The sequence below is a fragment of the Flammeovirga sp. MY04 genome (genome assembly GCF_001682195.2).
GTDB lineage: Bacteria > Bacteroidota > Bacteroidia > Cytophagales > Flammeovirgaceae > Flammeovirga > Flammeovirga yaeyamensis.
Map to the genome: position 1 here is coordinate 4146044 of NZ_CP003560.2, position 18116 is coordinate 4164159.

13 protein-coding genes are annotated in these 18116 nt (G+C 34.9%); 6 read left to right on the top strand and 7 right to left on the bottom strand.

Annotated features, from left to right (window positions below; all coding sequences use genetic code 11):
• Both MY04_RS16570 and MY04_RS16575 read right to left on the bottom strand, forming a co-directional pair.
• Positions 1-642: a MarC family protein gene (locus MY04_RS16570; protein WP_066211432.1), complete on the bottom strand. Its 642-nt coding sequence runs from the start codon at positions 640-642 to the stop codon at positions 1-3.
• A gap of 46 nt (positions 643-688) precedes the next feature.
• The gene (locus tag MY04_RS16575; RefSeq protein WP_066211434.1) at positions 689-2053 is read right to left on the bottom strand and encodes a saccharopine dehydrogenase C-terminal domain-containing protein; all 1365 of its coding nucleotides are present in this window, start codon (positions 2051-2053) and stop codon (positions 689-691) included.
• Between the two features lie 280 nt (positions 2054-2333).
• Here MY04_RS16575 and thrA point away from each other — a divergent pair, with 280 nt between their 5' ends.
• From thrA to MY04_RS16590, 3 genes are all read left to right on the top strand, one after another.
• Positions 2334-4796 carry a bifunctional aspartate kinase/homoserine dehydrogenase I gene (gene thrA, locus MY04_RS16580; protein ID WP_066211435.1) on the top strand — a complete coding sequence of 821 codons (2463 nt, stop codon included), beginning with the start codon at positions 2334-2336 and terminating at the stop codon, positions 4794-4796.
• 152 nt (positions 4797-4948) lie between these two features.
• Positions 4949-5881, top strand: coding sequence for a homoserine kinase (locus MY04_RS16585; RefSeq protein ID WP_066211437.1), 933 nt, complete (start codon positions 4949-4951; stop codon positions 5879-5881).
• A 137-nt stretch (positions 5882-6018) separates the two neighbouring features.
• Positions 6019-7833 (top strand): hypothetical protein, encoded by a 1815-nt coding sequence (locus MY04_RS16590; RefSeq protein WP_158297741.1) that lies wholly within the window; start codon positions 6019-6021, stop codon positions 7831-7833.
• 71 nt (positions 7834-7904) lie between these two features.
• Here MY04_RS16590 and MY04_RS16595 read toward each other — a convergent pair whose 3' ends face one another.
• Complete coding sequence (locus MY04_RS16595) at positions 7905-9125, bottom strand: outer membrane beta-barrel protein (protein WP_066211441.1); 1221 nt, start codon at positions 9123-9125, stop codon at positions 7905-7907.
• Positions 9126-9184: 59 nt separating this feature from the next.
• A complete protein-coding gene (locus tag MY04_RS16600) occupies positions 9185-10387 on the bottom strand; it encodes an outer membrane beta-barrel protein (protein ID WP_066211443.1) in 1203 nt (400 codons plus the stop codon).
• A gap of 213 nt (positions 10388-10600) precedes the next feature.
• On the opposite strand from MY04_RS16600, the gene MY04_RS16605 reads away from it, so the two are divergent.
• Together MY04_RS16605 and MY04_RS16610 are read left to right on the top strand one after the other, a co-directional pair.
• The gene (locus MY04_RS16605; protein ID WP_066211445.1) at positions 10601-12220 is read left to right on the top strand and encodes a cation:proton antiporter family protein; all 1620 of its coding nucleotides are present in this window, start codon (positions 10601-10603) and stop codon (positions 12218-12220) included.
• A 219-nt stretch (positions 12221-12439) separates the two neighbouring features.
• Entirely contained in the window at positions 12440-13630 is a 1191-nt protein-coding gene (locus MY04_RS16610; protein ID WP_066211449.1) for a potassium/proton antiporter, read from the top strand.
• 95 nt (positions 13631-13725) lie between these two features.
• Here MY04_RS16610 and MY04_RS16615 read toward each other — a convergent pair whose 3' ends face one another.
• Entirely contained in the window at positions 13726-14676 is a 951-nt protein-coding gene (locus MY04_RS16615) for a succinylglutamate desuccinylase/aspartoacylase family protein (RefSeq protein WP_066211452.1), read from the bottom strand.
• Between the two features lie 231 nt (positions 14677-14907).
• Positions 14908-16668, bottom strand: coding sequence for an AMP-dependent synthetase/ligase (locus MY04_RS16620; protein ID WP_066211455.1), 1761 nt, complete (start codon positions 16666-16668; stop codon positions 14908-14910).
• 222 nt (positions 16669-16890) lie between these two features.
• On the opposite strand from MY04_RS16620, the gene MY04_RS16625 reads away from it, so the two are divergent.
• Positions 16891-17580 (top strand): class I SAM-dependent methyltransferase, encoded by a 690-nt coding sequence (locus MY04_RS16625; RefSeq protein ID WP_236941080.1) that lies wholly within the window; start codon positions 16891-16893, stop codon positions 17578-17580.
• Between the two features lie 35 nt (positions 17581-17615).
• Here the strand turns inward: MY04_RS16625 and MY04_RS16630 are convergent, their stop codons facing one another.
• Positions 17616-18056: a BLUF domain-containing protein gene (locus tag MY04_RS16630; protein WP_066211459.1), complete on the bottom strand. Its 441-nt coding sequence runs from the start codon at positions 18054-18056 to the stop codon at positions 17616-17618.
• Positions 18057-18116: the final 60 nt, after the last annotated feature.

The following is an 18116-nucleotide window of genomic DNA, read 5'->3' on the forward strand; positions in this document are numbered from 1 at the left end:
TTATGGATTCATTATAAATCGATGAATCAACGGCCCTAATCCTGCAAATAAGAATTCAACGGCCATGACCATAACGATAAGACCCATTAAACGAAGCATTAACTTGTTGCCGGTATCACCTAGTACTTTCATAATTGGACTTGCCCCTAATAAGCTTAGACAAGTAATGGCCAATACTAAAGTGATTGCAATAAATAGAGCACCCATTTTATAAGGGCTATCACCTGCATTATCCATTAAGATAATGGCATTGGCAATAGAACCTGGTCCGCATATAATAGGTATGGCCAAAGGAGTAATTGCTACATCATTGGCATATTCATGAATTTCATCTTTGGTTACTTTCACGCTACCCAATCTAGCCTGAAGCATATCAAAACCTACTAAGAAGAAGATAATACCTCCTACAACTCTCAGAGAATCGATAGAAATCCCGAAAAATTTAAATAGCGATTGTCCTGAAATCGCAAAGAAAATCAAGAAACAATAGGCAATTAAAGTGGCTCTAAGTGCCGTTCTTTTTCTTTCGTCTTTCTCCAACTGATTCGTGATAGTCATGAATACCGGCATAATTCCTACCGGGTTGATCAGAGTGAAGAAAGAAGTAAAGGCCAACAGGCCATATGTGATGGCTTCTTTCATAGAAAAATAATGGTAAGTTGTGTTGGCCGCAAAGATGATAAAATGATTATAAACTTGAAAGCTCAGAAGGACTCATTTTCACTTCTTTCTCCACAAACTCAATCCCGTGCTGTTTCAATTCTTCCAATACAGGTTCATAGATATTTTTGTGAACAGGAATACACGTTCCCGTTTTGGTAATCTTCCCTTCCAATATCAATTTAGTAGCGATAGCAAGAGGAATCCCTACTGTATCCGACATTGCTGTAAAAGTTTGGTCTTTTCCTTTGACCACCATATGCGATGTTCGCATGATATTCTCATCACCTGATTGATAGAATAACTTATGATACATCACGATCATGTCTTTGTCCTCTTTCTCCAATTTCCATTTTTCTTCTAAAATCTTTTGGAGAATTTGGGCAGGGGTAGCCGATTTCAAACCAACTTTTTTATCCGAGAATATGTCTAACCATCTCAGTTTGTCCATTTCCAAATCATCTTGTGATAATTTTAGATACTGCATTAGCTTCAATTCTACTGAGTCTTGAGGGTTGTAACGTAAGAAAGAATTGATGAATTCACGATAGGTCATGTCTTCGGTATCTTCCATTACATAACTATCATCGGTGGCTCCTAACATTACAAAGCAGTTCCATGCTCTGCAGAATCCCGGTCTTCTTAATGTGCCTCTGTAGACTGTTGGTACACCTTCTAAACCGTATTTTTCGACATATTTTAGAGAGTCTCGGTTGGCATATCCCTCAAAACTTCCGTAATGATCGATTTCGATACGCTCCGTTCTTCTAAATAATTTATGGTACGGGATGTACTTGTATTTTCCATTATGAAGAAAGCGAACGGCACCACCTTGTCCGGCAATGACTACATTTCGGGGGTTCCAAGTGAATTTATAATTCCATGGATTGTTATCTGATTCAGGGGCCATCAAACCGCCAGTAAACGACTCGAAACCTTCGATCTTGTTTCCTTTTTCTTTCACCTCTTCAATCATCTTCATCGCAGACATATGATCAATGCCAGGATCAAGTCCTATTTCATTTAATAAAATGATTCCTTTTTCTTTGGCTTGTTCGTTTAAGGCTTGCATTTCCTCGGTGATATAAGAAGCCGTGGTCATAGGAATCCCATTTTCTACCGCAATTTTAGCGACTTCTATATGAAATCTCGCCGGTAGCATGGAGACAATGATATCTGCTTGAGGGATGTACTTTTGTTTGTGTTCTTCGTTGTTTATATCAAATTGAAAGGCCGTAGCGACCCCTTGATACTTTTTGATTTTCTCTTCAGCCAAAGCCAATTGATAATCACCCAAAAGGATCTTCCAAGATGCGTCGTTAGCGTGTTCACATAAGTAGTTAATTAGAGACGAGGCAGAACGCCCAGCACCTAGAATAAGAATTGTTTTCATTGTGTGTTTATGTGGTGTTATATGTGTGTTGTTATTACAATAATAGAAAGAATTTCGTAATAGTGAAATACCATTCACTATAATGTAGTGATGTGCCTAATTCTCATGATAAATCGTAATTAATTTTAAAAAAAGGCAATAGTTACCCCACTTTGAGTTGAAGTCGTTGCATTTTTGATAAATTTTTGGCGATTCAGTAATATTATTACTACTTTTATAACTTATATCGCTAATTATTGCGAATTGTTTATTTTTTTAAGACTAGCGAACAGGAACAAGGATGAAAGTACTCAAGTTTGGAGGAACGTCAGTTGGAAGTGCGAAAAATATCCAACAAGTAGCCAGTATCCTTTCCGATTATCAACAAAACGGACAAAGGGTTGCCGTAGTCGTATCGGCAATGAGTGGCATCACAAATAAGTTAATAGAAGTAGGCGAAAGAGCCGCTTCTGGAGATGAGACCTATAAGTCATTATTAAAAGACATTGAGTCTACCCATTTGACCTGTATTCGCGAGTTGATTGAGGTAAGAAGACAAAGTAAGACGATCGCTTTTGTGAAGTTATTACTTAATGATCTTGAGGATATTTTGAGAGGTATTTTCTTGTTGAAAGAATTGTCTCTTCGTTCTCTAGATATTCTTCAAAGTTTTGGCGAGCGTTTATCATCGTTCATTATTGCCGAATACTTAACTCAAATTGGTGTAGAAGCAGAACAGCTGGACGCTCGTAAGATCGTTCGTACGAACGCTGTATTCGGTGGAGCAAAAGTTGATTTTGTAACGACGAACTCTGCAATCACTAAACATTTTGGTGAGACGGATAAAATGCAAATCGTTACTGGATTTATTGCATCTTCAGAAAGTGGTGAAACAACGACATTGGGTCGTGGTGGATCGGACTATTCTGCAGCAATTTTCGGTGCAGCATTGAACGTGAAAGAAATCGAGATTTGGACAGACGTTGATGGGGTGATGACTACAGACCCTCGCGTAGTACCAACAGCATTCTCTTTACAGCAGCTTTCTTACGAAGAAGCAATGGAGATGTCTCACTTTGGAGCGAAAGTGATTTATCCACCAACATTGCAGCCTGCAATTAAAAAGAATATTCCATTAAGAATTAGAAATACATTCAATCCTTCTTTCCCTGGTACATTGGTAACAAGTACTTCAGGACAGGAAGATTGGCCAGTGAAAGGAATCTCTTCTATCAAAGATATTTCTTTAATCACTTTATCAGGTAGTGGCTTGATCGGTGTACCGGGTGTATCATCGAGATTGTTTGGTGCATTAGCTAGAGGCGGTGTATCTATGATCTTGATTACTCAAGCATCATCAGAACATACCATTACTTTCGCCGTTGCTCCATCAGATGCAGCAGCTAGTAAGAAGATCATCGAAGAGGAATTCTTCAATGAGATGGCTTCTGGTAAAGTAAATCCGGTAGAGGTAGAAAATAGCCTTTCTATTTTAGCCATTATCGGTGAAAACATGAAAGAACGCCCAGGTGTGGCAGCAAAGCTGTTTAGTGCATTGGGTAAAAACGGTGTAAACATCGCAGCAATTGCACAGGGTTCATCCGAATTGAACGTATCTGTAGTGATTGAGAAAAAACACCTGAATAAATCATTAAACGCCCTTCACGAAATCTTCTTCTTGTCGGATATGGCAGAGTTGAACGTTTTCATGTTAGGTTTAGGTTTGATTGGTGGTACACTATTGAACCAAATGAGAGATCAAGCAGAATACTTACTAACAGAGCGTAATTTACGTCTGAACGTAGTAGGTGCGGCGAACTCTAAGAAAATGATATTTAGTGATACAGGATTGGACATCTCTTTAGAAAAAAAGGCGATCCTAGCTGATGGAGAGGAATCGAATGCAGCATTGTTCGTGGAGAAAATGATCGAAATGAACTTGCCAAACTCAGTATTCGTAGACTGTACTCCAGGCGAAAGTGCTGTAAAACTTTACGAAAAGATCTTGATGAACTCTATCTCGATCACCACTCCAAACAAAATTGCGAACTCAAGTAGCTTAGATTACTACTTAAAGTGTCAAGCAGCTGCAAAACGTAGAGGAGTAAAATTCTTGTATGAGACCAACGTTGGTGCAGGTCTTCCTGTTATCGGTCCTCTTCAAGATTTAGGTAGATCAGGTGACAAGATTATCAAAATTGAAGGTATCCTTTCAGGTACACTTTCTTACTTGTTCAACACGTTTGCTGCAGGTATGAAATTCTCTGACTTGGTAAAACAAGCCAAAGAGATGGGGTATACTGAGCCAGATCCACGTGATGATTTAGGTGGAGTAGATGTTGCCCGTAAGATCTTGATCTTAGCTAGAGAGGCAGGGTACAATCTAGAACCTTCTGATGTAACCGTAGAACCGATCTTACCACAAGCATGTTTAGATGCTCCATCGGTAGATGATTTCTTCGTAGAATTAGAAAAAGCCAATGGCTTATTCGAAGAGAAGAGAGCAGAAGCAGAGTTGGACGGTAAAGCACTTAGAATCGTTGCTACTCTTGATGAAGAAGGTAAGGCAACTGTTGCACTAAGAGCAGTAGATAGCACTCACCCATTCTACGGATTGGTAGGTTCTGATAACATGGTAGTTTTCAAATCACGTCGTTACTTCAACGAACCATTGGTGATCAGAGGACCTGGTGCTGGTGCGGAAGTGACTGCTGCAGGTGTATTTGCAGAGATCATTACGATTGGAAACTTCTTAATCAACTAGAAAATAGGTAAGAAGTAATAGGTAATAAGTAATAGGTTGTTATTTCTAATTATCAAATAACTTACTTCTTAATTGATAATGTGGGGACGAGGCGATGCTTCGTCCTCATTATATTTAAAAATAATTATTACTCACTTTGGACGAATAACGTCATGAAAGAAGTAAAAGCTTTTGCCCCAGCTACAGTAGCCAATGTAGCTTGTGGTTTTGATATCCTCGGCTTTGCCGTAGACAGCCCAGGCGACGAAATCGAAATGAAATTAGTCGATAAGCCGGGTATTGTTATTAAAGATATTACAGGAGATGAAGGACGTTTGTCTAGAAATCCTAGAGAAAATACAGCCACTGTTTCAGTGTATCAGTTTTTAGAAAAAATTGGAGCTGAAAAAGCAGGTATTGAAGTAATCCTTCATAAAAAAATGCCTTTTGGTAGTGGTTTAGGTTCATCATCTGCAAGTACAGTAGCAGGTGCTTTTGCCGTAAACGCACTATTTGATAATCCTTTGAGTATGGAAGAATTACTTCCATTCGCGATGGAAGGAGAAAGAGTGGCTTGTGGTGCTGCACACGCCGATAACGTTGCTCCGGCTTTATATGGAGGTTTCGTTTTGGTAAGAAGTTACGATCCATTAGACGTAGTAAGGTTGAACGTGCCGGAAGAATTATGCTGTGCAGTGGTTCATCCTCACATCGAAGTATCTACAAAAGATGCAAGAAACATTCTTCGAGGTGAAGTGCCTTTGGCGGATGCAGTCAGACAGTGGGGTAATGTTGGTGGTTTAATTGCTGGATTAGAGCAAGAAAACTACGAACTTATCGGTAGATCGCTACAGGATGTTGTTGTAGAACCTATTCGTTCGATGTTAATTCCAGGTTTTGATGAAGTAAAAAGAGCGGCAGTTTATGCGGGTTCTATGGGAACAGCCATCTCAGGTTCTGGACCATCTGTTTTCTCTTTATGTAAGGGAATGGAAAAGGCAGAAAGAATTGCAAATGCAAAAGTAGAAGCATTCAAAGCTATCGGTATTGATAGTGATAAATTTGTTTCTAAAGTAAATAAAGAAGGGCCGAAGATTATTTACTAATCTATTTTACCCATTTATTCTCTGATATTATCAGATTGAAGAGCAAGATGTTAAAGTTACATCTTGCTCTTTTATTTTTATAAGAACTTTGAGTTAAAAACTTTGCTCTCAATTTTTTACAAAAACTACTTAATCAAATGCTATACAATAGACGACTGTCAGCAATAACTATTTTATTGTGTGCTCTTTTCTTTTCTTGTTCTGAGAAAAAAGAGATTGAAGAAAAAATCGAAGAAGAGGTAGAAATCAATCTACCCGAAATGTCCATCCAAGAACTCGATTATCTAAGAGGTAAAGATACTATTGAGGTAGATTTAGGGACTTACTCATCTGATATTATCAATATAGATGATATCTATTTTACCCATAATGGTAAAGTTCTAGAATCGGACTATTCTTTTGAAGATGACAAACACCAAGTAATCTTTGATTCCAAACAACTTGATGACGGTATTTATACAATATCAGCTACTGTGAAATTTTCGAGTGATGAAACTTTAGAAAAAAATGAAATTTCTAAAGAACTAGAGGTAGATGTTGATAATTACCTTCCTCTAATTTTTGTTGAGGCAGGTTACTCTGCATCATTTAATGATTATAATGAGATAATTCAAGGAGAATGGACTTCTAGATCAGAAACAAAAGAGGCATTATTTTCTTATATGGTTTTAGACAAAGATTTAAACCCAGTGACTGAATTCTTACACGAAGATGGCAATGGAATTAATGAAATAATAGAAATACCAAAATCGATTAAAGGACAAGATTTTAAATTGGTAGAGTTTGACACCAAAGTGATAGAAGCTTATGCAGGGTTTGAAGGTTCATCTCCACTATGGGATTATATTAAAGATTATAGATATATTAGAATAAAAGAATTCTATTCTCAAGGAGAAGGTTTAAAATTAGATGCTATAGTACGTCCATCAAGAGTAATGGCCAATGAAAAAACAGTAGTTGTAGCCGTTTCAAAATCATTTGAAAGACACCTATCACAAATAGATGAGACATTAACTTCAGATGATAATTATGATTATCTCACAATTACTAGATCTACTGACTTTTCTTGGGTATCAGAATTAGATTTAAATAGTGTAAAGAGTTATTCTGTTCATGTTACAAATGAAGAGAAAGGAATAATGATATCAATTGAAATGATGAATGATGGTGATACTATTTTTATTGAAGAATCAGATTTAAAAGTACCTTCTAAAGTGATGTTGTCAAGTAATTTTCATCGATTTGCTTATGAACACGAGGGAATAAAATTTGTTGAGGGTTTTTCTAGTAATCAAAAATATCTTTCTGAAGAAGGGCCACATGAGTATACTTTATATGAATATATAAATATAGATAAAGAAGATATTTCTCATGTCGGAAGTAAAGAGAAAGTAACAAATAACAATTTTAGTGGATTTGTATCAGAAATAAAAAATTTAGATGATTCGTTTAAAGAACCATATGCTAATAACTCTTTTGATTTTGACATAACAGAAAGCGATATTGTTTTATCTCCTTACCAACATGATATTGAAAAAGAAAATGTAGAAAATATTATCGGATATTCTGTAGTTAAACCTTCAGAAGGTAAAACAGAATTCTACCTTGGAGTCTCTATGAGCACTGAAAAAAACGAATCATTATCCTTACCTAGAAAACTTTCTATTGATGGTATTTCTACTATTCATAATGGTAAGTTTGCTGATTTTTTAACCAACGATATCACAGAAATTTCAATGCATAGCTCATCGAATTCTAACTTCACATTTCTTAATGAAATCAATTCTTACACGGTTAGTTATACAGTTGATAAAGATGGAAATCCTATCATTGTACCAAGTAAAGTGAATCTATTAGAACATGAAGCTAGACAGTTAAGCAAAATACGTAATGAAGAACAATTCAAGATGGCTTCATTAGATTTAATGCAGAGATATCTTGAGAAGAAATAGATTAATAATTTTCAAAAAAGAGTCGCCTATAAAAAGGTGACTCTTTTTTTTGCGAAAATAAACGCTCAAGATTAATTGATGGTATAGACTAGACTCATCTCAAAAACATTAAAGTTATCTGCAAAATTCTGATAGTCTCTAAACAGAGATCCTTGATGATTGTACCTGAACTCAGTACCCCAACGTTTATTGTATTTAACTCCAAGTCCTAGATGATATCCAATAGAGAAGGTCATTTTATAAGGGTCTACTGCTAAATTTCTATCTAAATAGCTATCCAATGGCTGATCAATAGAAAGACCTCCATTGTAAAAAATGGACCATTTATCACCCAAGTATGAATAATATCTTAAACCTAATGGGAAATGAAGTGATTGATATTTAACATCAAGATTTAGGTTTTCGACTTGTGCAGAAGAAGAAAAACTACGGTAAGAAGGCTCTAAATATAATCTCCATTTTTGATGATTAAAGCCAAATGCCACTTCCACTTCAACACCTATTTTGAACTGAGTGTTTGATCCAAAATCGATAGGTCCATCCATGGTTTGATTGTTTTTATTACCTTTTTCGAAGATATACGAACCTGTAGTAAATCCAGGTCTCAAGCTAAACTTTATCCCTCCTTTAGAATTGGATGTCTTTTCTATTTTATTTTCAGTGATTTTACTTTCTGAGGAGAATTTACTTAAAAACTTGATAAGTGAAGAAGCCTCATAATTTAATTTCTTTACATCCTTAATCGTCGCTCCGTCATTTTCAAAAAGATTTAATAACTGTTGTTGGTAGTACTCATTTTTGTGGACATGAAATTTATCTTGTCCAAAGTATTCTTTATACACTAATGGTAATATTTCACCTTCTTTACCTTTCAAATAAAAGTATGTAATTTCTTTTTGATGAAACTCGTAAAGTAACACATCACCATGGTAAATCTCTTTTAAGAAGACTTCTTCCTTCTCAAACTTAGGCTGTCTTTCATAAGATAAAGTTTTAATATTTTGTGATGTTCTATCAACATCCACCATTACTTTTATATACTTTAATTGATCAAAAATCTCAAACTCTAGCATTTCTTCCTTACTAACTGTTTGATGATCTTTTTGGGAAAGCTCTTTTTTGATACTAATTTTCTGAGGCTCAGATCTCCAATCTAAGTTTTTGATGTAACATTGAACAGTATCGTTTTGAAGATTGATAAAATACCCTTTTTGAAAAGTACTTTGAGCTAAAGTAATTTGACAAAAGCATAAAAGTAAAATGAAGATTAGGCTGATACGTTTAGTTTGCATTAGTGCGTTATTTTAAAATTGATTCTATAAAATTGGTCGCACTAATATAATATTAAAAATCAATTGATGGTATAAATTAAATTAATCTCAAATGCTTTAAATCGATCTATTTGCTCAGCGTCATGAATTAAAGATCCATGTTTGGTATATCTAAACTCTGTCCCCCATTTTTCATTGTGTTTCAATCCAATACCTAAGTGATAGGCCATATTGAAACGGATTGTCGTGGGAGCTGTGTACACATTATGATCCACATAAGAATTGATTGGGTTGTCTAAAGTAGCACCAACGTTATAATACACCGCCCAATCATTTTTTAAATAAGAATAATAACGAAGGCCTATAGGAATAAGAAAAGATTGATAATTGATACTGATGTTTAAATCGTTGACCACAATAGCCGAAGAATAACTTCTGTAAGAAGGTTCTGCATAAATTCTCCATTTATAGTGATTGGCAGAAAAGGCTTTTTCTAGTTCAACACCAAATTTAAAATTCAATTTAGTGCCATAGTTGTTGGGGCCATCGAGAGGTAGGTTATATTTATTTTTCTGTTCATCGATATAATTACCAATCGAAAGCCCTGGTCGAATACTTATTCTGAAGCTTTTTTTAGAGACTTCGTTTTTCTCTTTTTTCTCAATAGGATCAAACTTCTGAAAACATCTTCTTAAGGATGAAGTTGAATAAGAAAGATCTTTCACATAATTACTACTAATCCCTTTGTCTTCGAAGAGATTGTAGAGGTCCTGTTGATATTGTAAGTTCTTATTCAATACTAACTGCTTATCATTATAATACTCTTTAAAGACAAGTGGTTGAATAGTATTATTCTTATCCTTATAATAGAAATATTTGATGTTTTTATCAGATAATAGATACAAGGAATAAGTATTGCTAAATAGTTCTTTGAGCAATATGGTTTCAGTTTTAAAATCGGGCTTTCTAAAATCTGATAAACCATCGGTGTACTGGGAAGTTCTATCCACAGGTACGGTTGCTTTGATATATTTCAGTTCACCATAAATTTCAAATTCAAGTAGTTCCTCTTTTTTGACCACTTGATGTTCGGTTTGAGATAAATTCTTTTTTACCTGTATTTTTTGAGGAGTTGTTCTCCAATCCAAGTTTTTGATATAACACGATACAGTATCATTCTCTAGATTGATATAATATCCACTTTGAAAGGATACTTGAGAAAATAGATTCGTCGATTGAAGAAGAACCAATATTAATGTGATGAAGATTGGTTTAGCTTGCATGATAATTAGTTTTTTTTCTTATAAAAAGTAGATCAAGTAGTAATATTAATATTAATTTCCTGAATTCATATATTACTGTTTCAAGTGGGTAATGCAGATAAATAAGTAGTTAAAATTTAACTATTTACATCATTTTTAAACTTTTTAATATGAAGTTTTTTTCATATAATCCATAGCGATTAAAACTAAATAATTCACTAACCGATTTTATATATGACCACACACATTATTATTATTCTCTCTGCATTTATCGCAGGTTATGTGGCCTTAAAATTAAAGTTTCCACCGCTAGTAGGATTTCTATTAACAGGTTTCTTATTGCATTATTTTGGTATCGACGATACCACTCAAATTAAGCAATTAGCCGATTTAGGGGTCACTTTATTATTATTTACCATTGGATTAAAGTTAGATATCAAAATGCTTATAGGTAAGCATATTTGGTTAAGTTCCTTAATTCATAATTTACTCAGTTCACTATATTTTGTAGCAGCATTATGGGCACTGCAATGGATGGGGCTATCCATTCTTCAAGATTTAGAGATCATGCAATTGGTACTAATTGCTTTTGCCCTATCGTTCTCAAGTACTGTATTTGCAATTAAAACACTTCAAGATAAAGGGGTGATGAATGCTGTATATGGATCATTAGCCATTGGAGTATTGGTCATGCAAGATATCTTCGCCGTAGTGTTCATGACCGTTAGTTCTGGTAAAGTTCCAGAAGTATGGGCGTTATTACTATTTACCCTTCCTTTAATTCGACCACTATTCTTTAAGATCTTAGATACTGTAGAACACGGAGAAATGTTGGTGCTTTTTGGTGTATTTATGGCATTGGTAGTAGGAGCAGGATTGTTCTCCATTGTAGGATTAAAAGCAGATCTAGGTGCTTTAGTGATGGGAGTGATGATGTCTAGTCATAAAAAAGCATCAGAATTATCGAAAGCTTTATTCAACATCAAAGAGTTGTTGTTGGTGTGTTTCTTCCTTGATATTGGATTGACAGCCTCAGTGACCTTGAATGCTTTGTTATTTGCTATCGCTTTAGTGATACTTTTACCCATCAAAGGTTGGTTGTACTTCCAAGTATTCGATCGTTTTAACTTCAGGGTAAGAACATCCGTTTTCGGTAGTTTGATGTTGATGAACTATAGTGAATTTGGCCTTATCGTTGGTGGTTTGGCTTACAAAATGGGATGGTTACCTGGAGAAATGTTAGTAAGTATTGCCATTGCAGTTTCTCTATCTTTCTTGATATCGGCACCAATTAATAATTGGAGTAATGAGGTGTATTTAGGATTGTCTCAGTTTAAAAGTGAAAGTAGCCGCCTGAATACAATGGATAAAATGATTGAAATTGGGAAGGCAAAAGTTTTGGTAGTAGGAATGGGACGTATCGGCTCTGGTGTGTATGATGAAATGCAAAAACAATTTGGAGATGTTGTTCTAGGTATTGAAGTGAATGATCATACAGTAGAAAAACAGAAAAAAGAAGGACGAAATGTTATTCAAGGTGATGCTGTAGATAGTGACTTTTGGGAAAGAATTAAAACCTTAAATAATATCACGTTAATCTTTTTTGCTATGCCTCACCATCATGCCAATGAGTTGGGAGCAAAGCAATTGTATAAACAAAATTTCAAAGGAATGTCTACAGCAATTGTTGAGTATGCTGATCAGGTGGCACCTTTAAAAGAAATAGGAGTGAATGCCGTCTTTAATGTTTATAGAGAAGCAGGAAAAGGTTTTGCTTTGCATGCAATAGAAGAATTTCAACCGCAAAAATTAGTGGTGAATAATCCGAATAAAAAAATATCTATATCGCTATAGAAATTCTTATTATCAACGGTCAAGGAAAGGCATATTTTCTTTGACCGTTGTTTTTTTAATACTATTTAATGGTATCTATGAATACTTGTTATCGTTTTTCCGTTAAAAAAAGAAGAGCTAAATGACTGAACAAACCAATTTGAACTTTATATTCCATAAATTACCCAATTCAGAAAAGGATGCTCAACTAAAAATTCACTAATTTAAAAGAACTACAACATGATCGGAAGCGAGATGACGCTATTGCTAGCTGTTTTAATCATCATTGGTATTTTACTTTATAATCCGAGTAAAAACTTAGGCATACCTGCGGCATTTATTTTTATAGGTGTAGGGTTGTTTTTAGGGAATGGGGAATCTTCTTTTGAAGTTTATGATAATCCTGTTCTCACCGACTTTATTAGTCAGGCAGCTTTAGTACTCATCATTTTTGTGGGGGGATTGCATACCAAAGTTTTGGATATCAAAAAGGTATTTAAAGAAGGATTGTTAGTTTCTAATGTTGGAGTTTTAGTCACCTCCTTGGCCTTGGGTGTATTTGCCTCATTTGTAACACCTTTATCATTATTAGAGGGCTTATTATTGGGTTCTATTGTTTCTTCCACAGATGCAGCAGCCGTTTTTGGGGTTTTAGAAGCCAAACAGATGAAATTAAAGTTTGCTTCTGATAAGGTATTGGAGTTCGAATCGGCAACCAACGATCCTATGGCAATGATTCTTACATTAATTTTTGTCAGTATTCTAAAAACTCCAGATTTACCAATTGATTATGTGGAATACATTCAATTCTTTGTTCAGCAACTATCAGTTGGTGTAGGCTTATCCTTTGTGATTTTCTATATTATTAAATTTATTTTCAAGAAATTCCATTTCCAGGAGGAAGGTTTAGTACCTATTTTATTATTCAGCACACTGATTGTCTTCTTGAAAATTTGTCAGTTGATGGGCGGAAATGCATTGATTGGAGCATATATCTTGGGGGTATTACTAAACACTTTAGATTACCAAAACAAGTATAATTCTCTACATTTTTTCAATAGTTTTTCTTGGTTGGCTCAATCGGTTATGTTCCTTATATTGGGTTTACAGATATTCCCAGAAAACTTAGTAGAGGTTATTCCAATAGCCATATTACCAACATTATTCCTATTCTTTATAGCAAGGCCATTAGGGGTGTTTATCTCTTACCTGCCTTTAAAAACACCAATGAATAAAAAGATATTTATTTCTTGGAGTGGGTTAAAAGGAGCAACACCTATTGTGTTTGCATTGATTCCTATTTTATCCAACCTGCCTAACTCGGAAATGATATTTTATATTGTGAGTTTTATCGTTTTAGTATCACTTATTATCCATCCGTTTAGTATGGAATACCTTGCTAAAAAAGTAAAATTATTGGTAGATGATTAAAATGGTAGGAGCGCCGCAAAGCAACGCTCTTACATGTCCTGACACAAATTATATGAAAGTAAAACATCTGAATAGTGGTTCAGACAATATCATTTTTATTTGGTTACACTGATATGGAAGATGGCATCGCCTTTATACACGTTTGGAGCAGTATTTAATCCAAAAATATGTCCATCAAAAGGAGCGTAAATTTTCTTCTCAAATTCTCCAAAAGGATCTGATACACGACCTATCAATTGTTTTTTAGTAACATATTCTCCGTTCTGAATCATCGACTCGAAGATTCCGGAATAAGGAGCTCTCAACCACTTACTTTTCTTGATGAAAACGGTAGGTTGATGAATATCAATTTCACCTTCTTGTAAGCCAAGATGTTTCATCACATTAAGTGCTCCAGTAACTCCACATTGGATCACCTCATTATCTAAGTGAAGAGATTTCCCTCCTTCAAAAAGAATAATAGGTTTACCCATTTTATGGATGGTTTCTCGAATAGAATGATGTATGTAGCTGGAGTGCATCATAAAAGGTGCACCGAAAGCTTTGGCCATTTCAAACTCTTTCTCCTCATCAAAGTTGCAGCGAATGTTGGGATAGTTACTTCTATCGGCTCCACCGGTGTGGAAATCCAATACATAATCGACATATGGAGCAATTTCTTTGGTAAAAGTATAAGCAAACTGACTCGCCAAAGAACCTCTTTTGGATCCAGGAAAGATTCTGTTTAAATCTCTTCCATCAGGAAAAGCTCTGGATAAGTTGAGGTAACCAAAAACGTTAAATACAGGAATGCAGATAATGGTACCATTCTTTGGTTTATGGTACTTCTTTCTGATGATATCACGTACAATAGCCACCCCATTGGATTCATCTCCATGTACACCACCTAGAAGTAAAAGCACAGGTCCGTCTTTCTTTCCTCTTTCTACAATTACGGGAACCTTCAGACTGTTTCTTGTATGAAGTTTAGCGACTTCTAATTCTAGTACCGCCCCTTTTCCCTCTTTAATCTCCTTACCTAAAAGGACTAATTTATCACTAGTCATCTTCGAATAAATTAAGATGAGTTTTGGATGAAGGCTTATTTAATTTTCATCACAAAACTATGTTGAGAGCTAGTAATACGCTGTTTGTTATCAGATGGTTGCCAAGATTGAGAAAAAAATGAAAATATTTTTTGAAGGGGTGAAGTCATTAAAAAAAGCCCATGATTTCTCACAGGCTTTTTAAAGATTAAATTCAAATTAATCGATTATATTTTGATGATATTGAAGGGATTAAGAGTAAATCTCCTCAATCTCTTTTTCATATTTTTCGTTGATGATTTTTCGCTTAGGTTTCAGCGTTGGTGTTACTTCACCTGTATCAACCGTCCATTCATTTTCTAGTAAACTGAACTTTTGTACTTGTTCATAACGAGCAAATGATTTGTTGGCCGCAGCTATTTCCTTTTTGAACATTTTCAAGACAGTAGGGTTTTCAATCACTTTTTGAGGGTTTTCCTCAAAAATATTGTTCTCCTCACACCAATTTGATAATGCTTCGAAATTTGGAACGATTAAAGCGGCTGCAAACTTTTGGTTACTGCCAATTACAGCTACTTGTTCTATATAAAACGATTCTTTCAGCTTATTTTCTAAGAACTGAGGAGAAATGTATTTACCTGCCGAAGTCTTGAATAATTCTTTCTTACGATCGGTGATCTTTAAGAATTTTCCATCGATTAATTCGCCAATATCTCCAGAGTGTAACCAACCATCTACAACCGTCTCGGCCGTCAATTCGGGTTGTTTGTAGTAGCCCATCATCACGTTTGGACCTTTAATCAAGATCTCTCCGTCAGGTGCAATTTTAACATCAATTCCATTTAGAACAGGACCGACTGTGCCAATCATCATGTCTTGCGGATTTACTCTGTTCACACAAACTACAGGAGCGGCTTCAGACATACCGTAACCTTCGCATACTTTAATACCTGCAGCCCAGAAAGAACGAATCAATCGTGGTTGAAGTGCTGCAGCACCTACGTTCATATTTCTAATTTCACCACCTAAAGCTGCTCTCCATTTCTTGAAGACCAATTTATCAGCAATAAAGTGTTGGAAACGGTACCAAAGCGATTGTTTCTCTCTTGGATTATAACGCAGTCCCAAGTTTAATGACCAAAAGAAAATAGCCCTTGCTAAACCTTTTGTGGCCATTCCTTTATTAAGAATAGCATCGTATACTTTTTCTAAAAGACGAGGAACCGTACAGAAAACATGAGGTTTTACCTCTTTCAAGTTGTCGGCTACTTTTGCTACATTTTCAGCAAAATAAACCGATACGCCACCACATAAATAAGAGTACAAACTTGTACGTTCATATACGTGAGATAAGGGTAAGAAACTTAATGCTCTTGCATTCCCTCTATCTACAGGAAGGGTTTCTGCGGCAGCAATAGCATCTGTAACCACATTTCTATGAGAAAGCATCACTCCTTTAGGATTGCCTGTCGTACCAGAGGTATAGACAATAGTGTAAAGATCTTCTTCTTGAATGCTGTCTTTGATCTTATCAATGTTAGCTATTTCTTCTTCCGATGCAGAAAGTAAAGTCTTCCATGAGGTTTCTCCTTCTACTTCATTAAAGGTATAGACCTTCTCTAGTTCAGGTAGCTTTTCATCAATCTTTCTGATTTTGTTTACAAGGTGTTGCGATTCTAAAAATGCTACCTTGATTTCAGCATGATTGAAAATATATAAATAATCGTCCTCTGTAATGGTGGGGTAAATAGGCACTACTGTTACTCCAATTTGAGCACAGGCCAAATCTACAAAATTCCATTCAGGACGGTTTTCCGAAACAATTGCTACTTTATCGCCTTTCTTTAGGCCGTAACGTAATAAGCCACTACCTAATTGATATAGAATATTAGATGTCTTTTCAGTAGAGTAAGTAACCCATTCTTCGTTTACTTTATTTGCAAAACACACCTCTAAACCACCGTATAGCGATTTTTGCTGGTCAATAAAATCAAATACTCGTTTTAGTTCCATGAAACGATTGATATAAATGCTTATGTATATATGTTTTCTAGTTGTAATAACCGTGTAGGTGTACACACAGTCACTACAAATTAAATGCTTTTTAATGAAAAATAAGATGATTAATATTAAGAATCTAGCTTTTCATTTAAATATTTAATTGATTATCAGCGTGATATTAATGAGTGAATAATCATTTAATAGTTGGTAATGATTTCCTTTAAAGGTAAATAGGTGAGGAATTTAAGATTAATTGTATCTTTATCAGACCTATTTACAGCATATATCAAACATCAGATTTTAATGGAAGAGTTCAATAAGAAACAACATTGGGAAGAAATATATTCTAAAAAATTAATCACAGAAGTGAGTTGGTATCAGAAAGTACCTCAAACATCTTTGGATTTTATAGAACGATCGGTGCTGTCAAAAGATGCCTCTATTATTGATGTTGGTGGTGGGGATAGCTTTTTGGTCGATCATTTATTAGAAAAAGGTTTTACTGATGTATCCGTTTTAGATATTTCTAAAAAAGCTTTGGATAGGGCCAAACAACGATTGGACAAAAAGGCCAATGCAGTGCAATGGATAGAAAGTGATGTGACTACTTTTGAATCGGATAAAAAATTTGATTTTTGGCATGATAGGGCCGCATTTCATTTTCTAACAGAGGCGGATGATATAGAAAAGTATAAAAGAATTGTCGGTAAAAGTATTCAATCGGACGGTTTGTTAGTTATTGGTACATTTTCGGAAAATGGGCCGAAGAAGTGTAGTGGAATACCAATCAAACAATACTCTATAGATCAATTGTCCAAAACATTTGATACTGATTTTGAATTAATCAATACGCTAGAAGTAGATCATACCACACCGTTTGATACCATTCAAAATTTCACTTTCTGCTGCTTAAGAAGAAAATAAAATATATGTGGACGAAGTGATACTACGTCCATTTTTTATTTAGGTAAATTTAATTGCAGTTTTTCGATTCCATTTAAAGATTTCAGGTATTCTATCACATAATGATTTTTATCCTTAAGATAATCGCTAAGTTTTCCTCCATTTTCGTATTGAGTTAATAAGCCAGCGTCTTCCAGATCTTCCCAATGAATCTCATGGAATGCCATATCCCAAGAAGCGAAGTTTCTTTTATCGAGTTCACCAGAGTAAATTTTCTGGACATAGGAGTGTCTTGTATCCTTACAGATTTTGTTATAAAGACTGTTGACTTCCTTTTCTTCTCCTTCTAAGATTTGTAGAAACTGATTATCCATTAAAACCAATAGGCCGGTTAACTCCTTATTTTGATTACTTTTTCTACTTTGGGTTAAAATTTCCTTTAGAACATCATCGTTCAATTTTTCATTTCTTGTACTAATATAACAAAGACAATACATAGCTTTTGATAATTAATTTCTTGGTTAGTCAATTATATCAAATGTCTTGTTTTTTTGTTT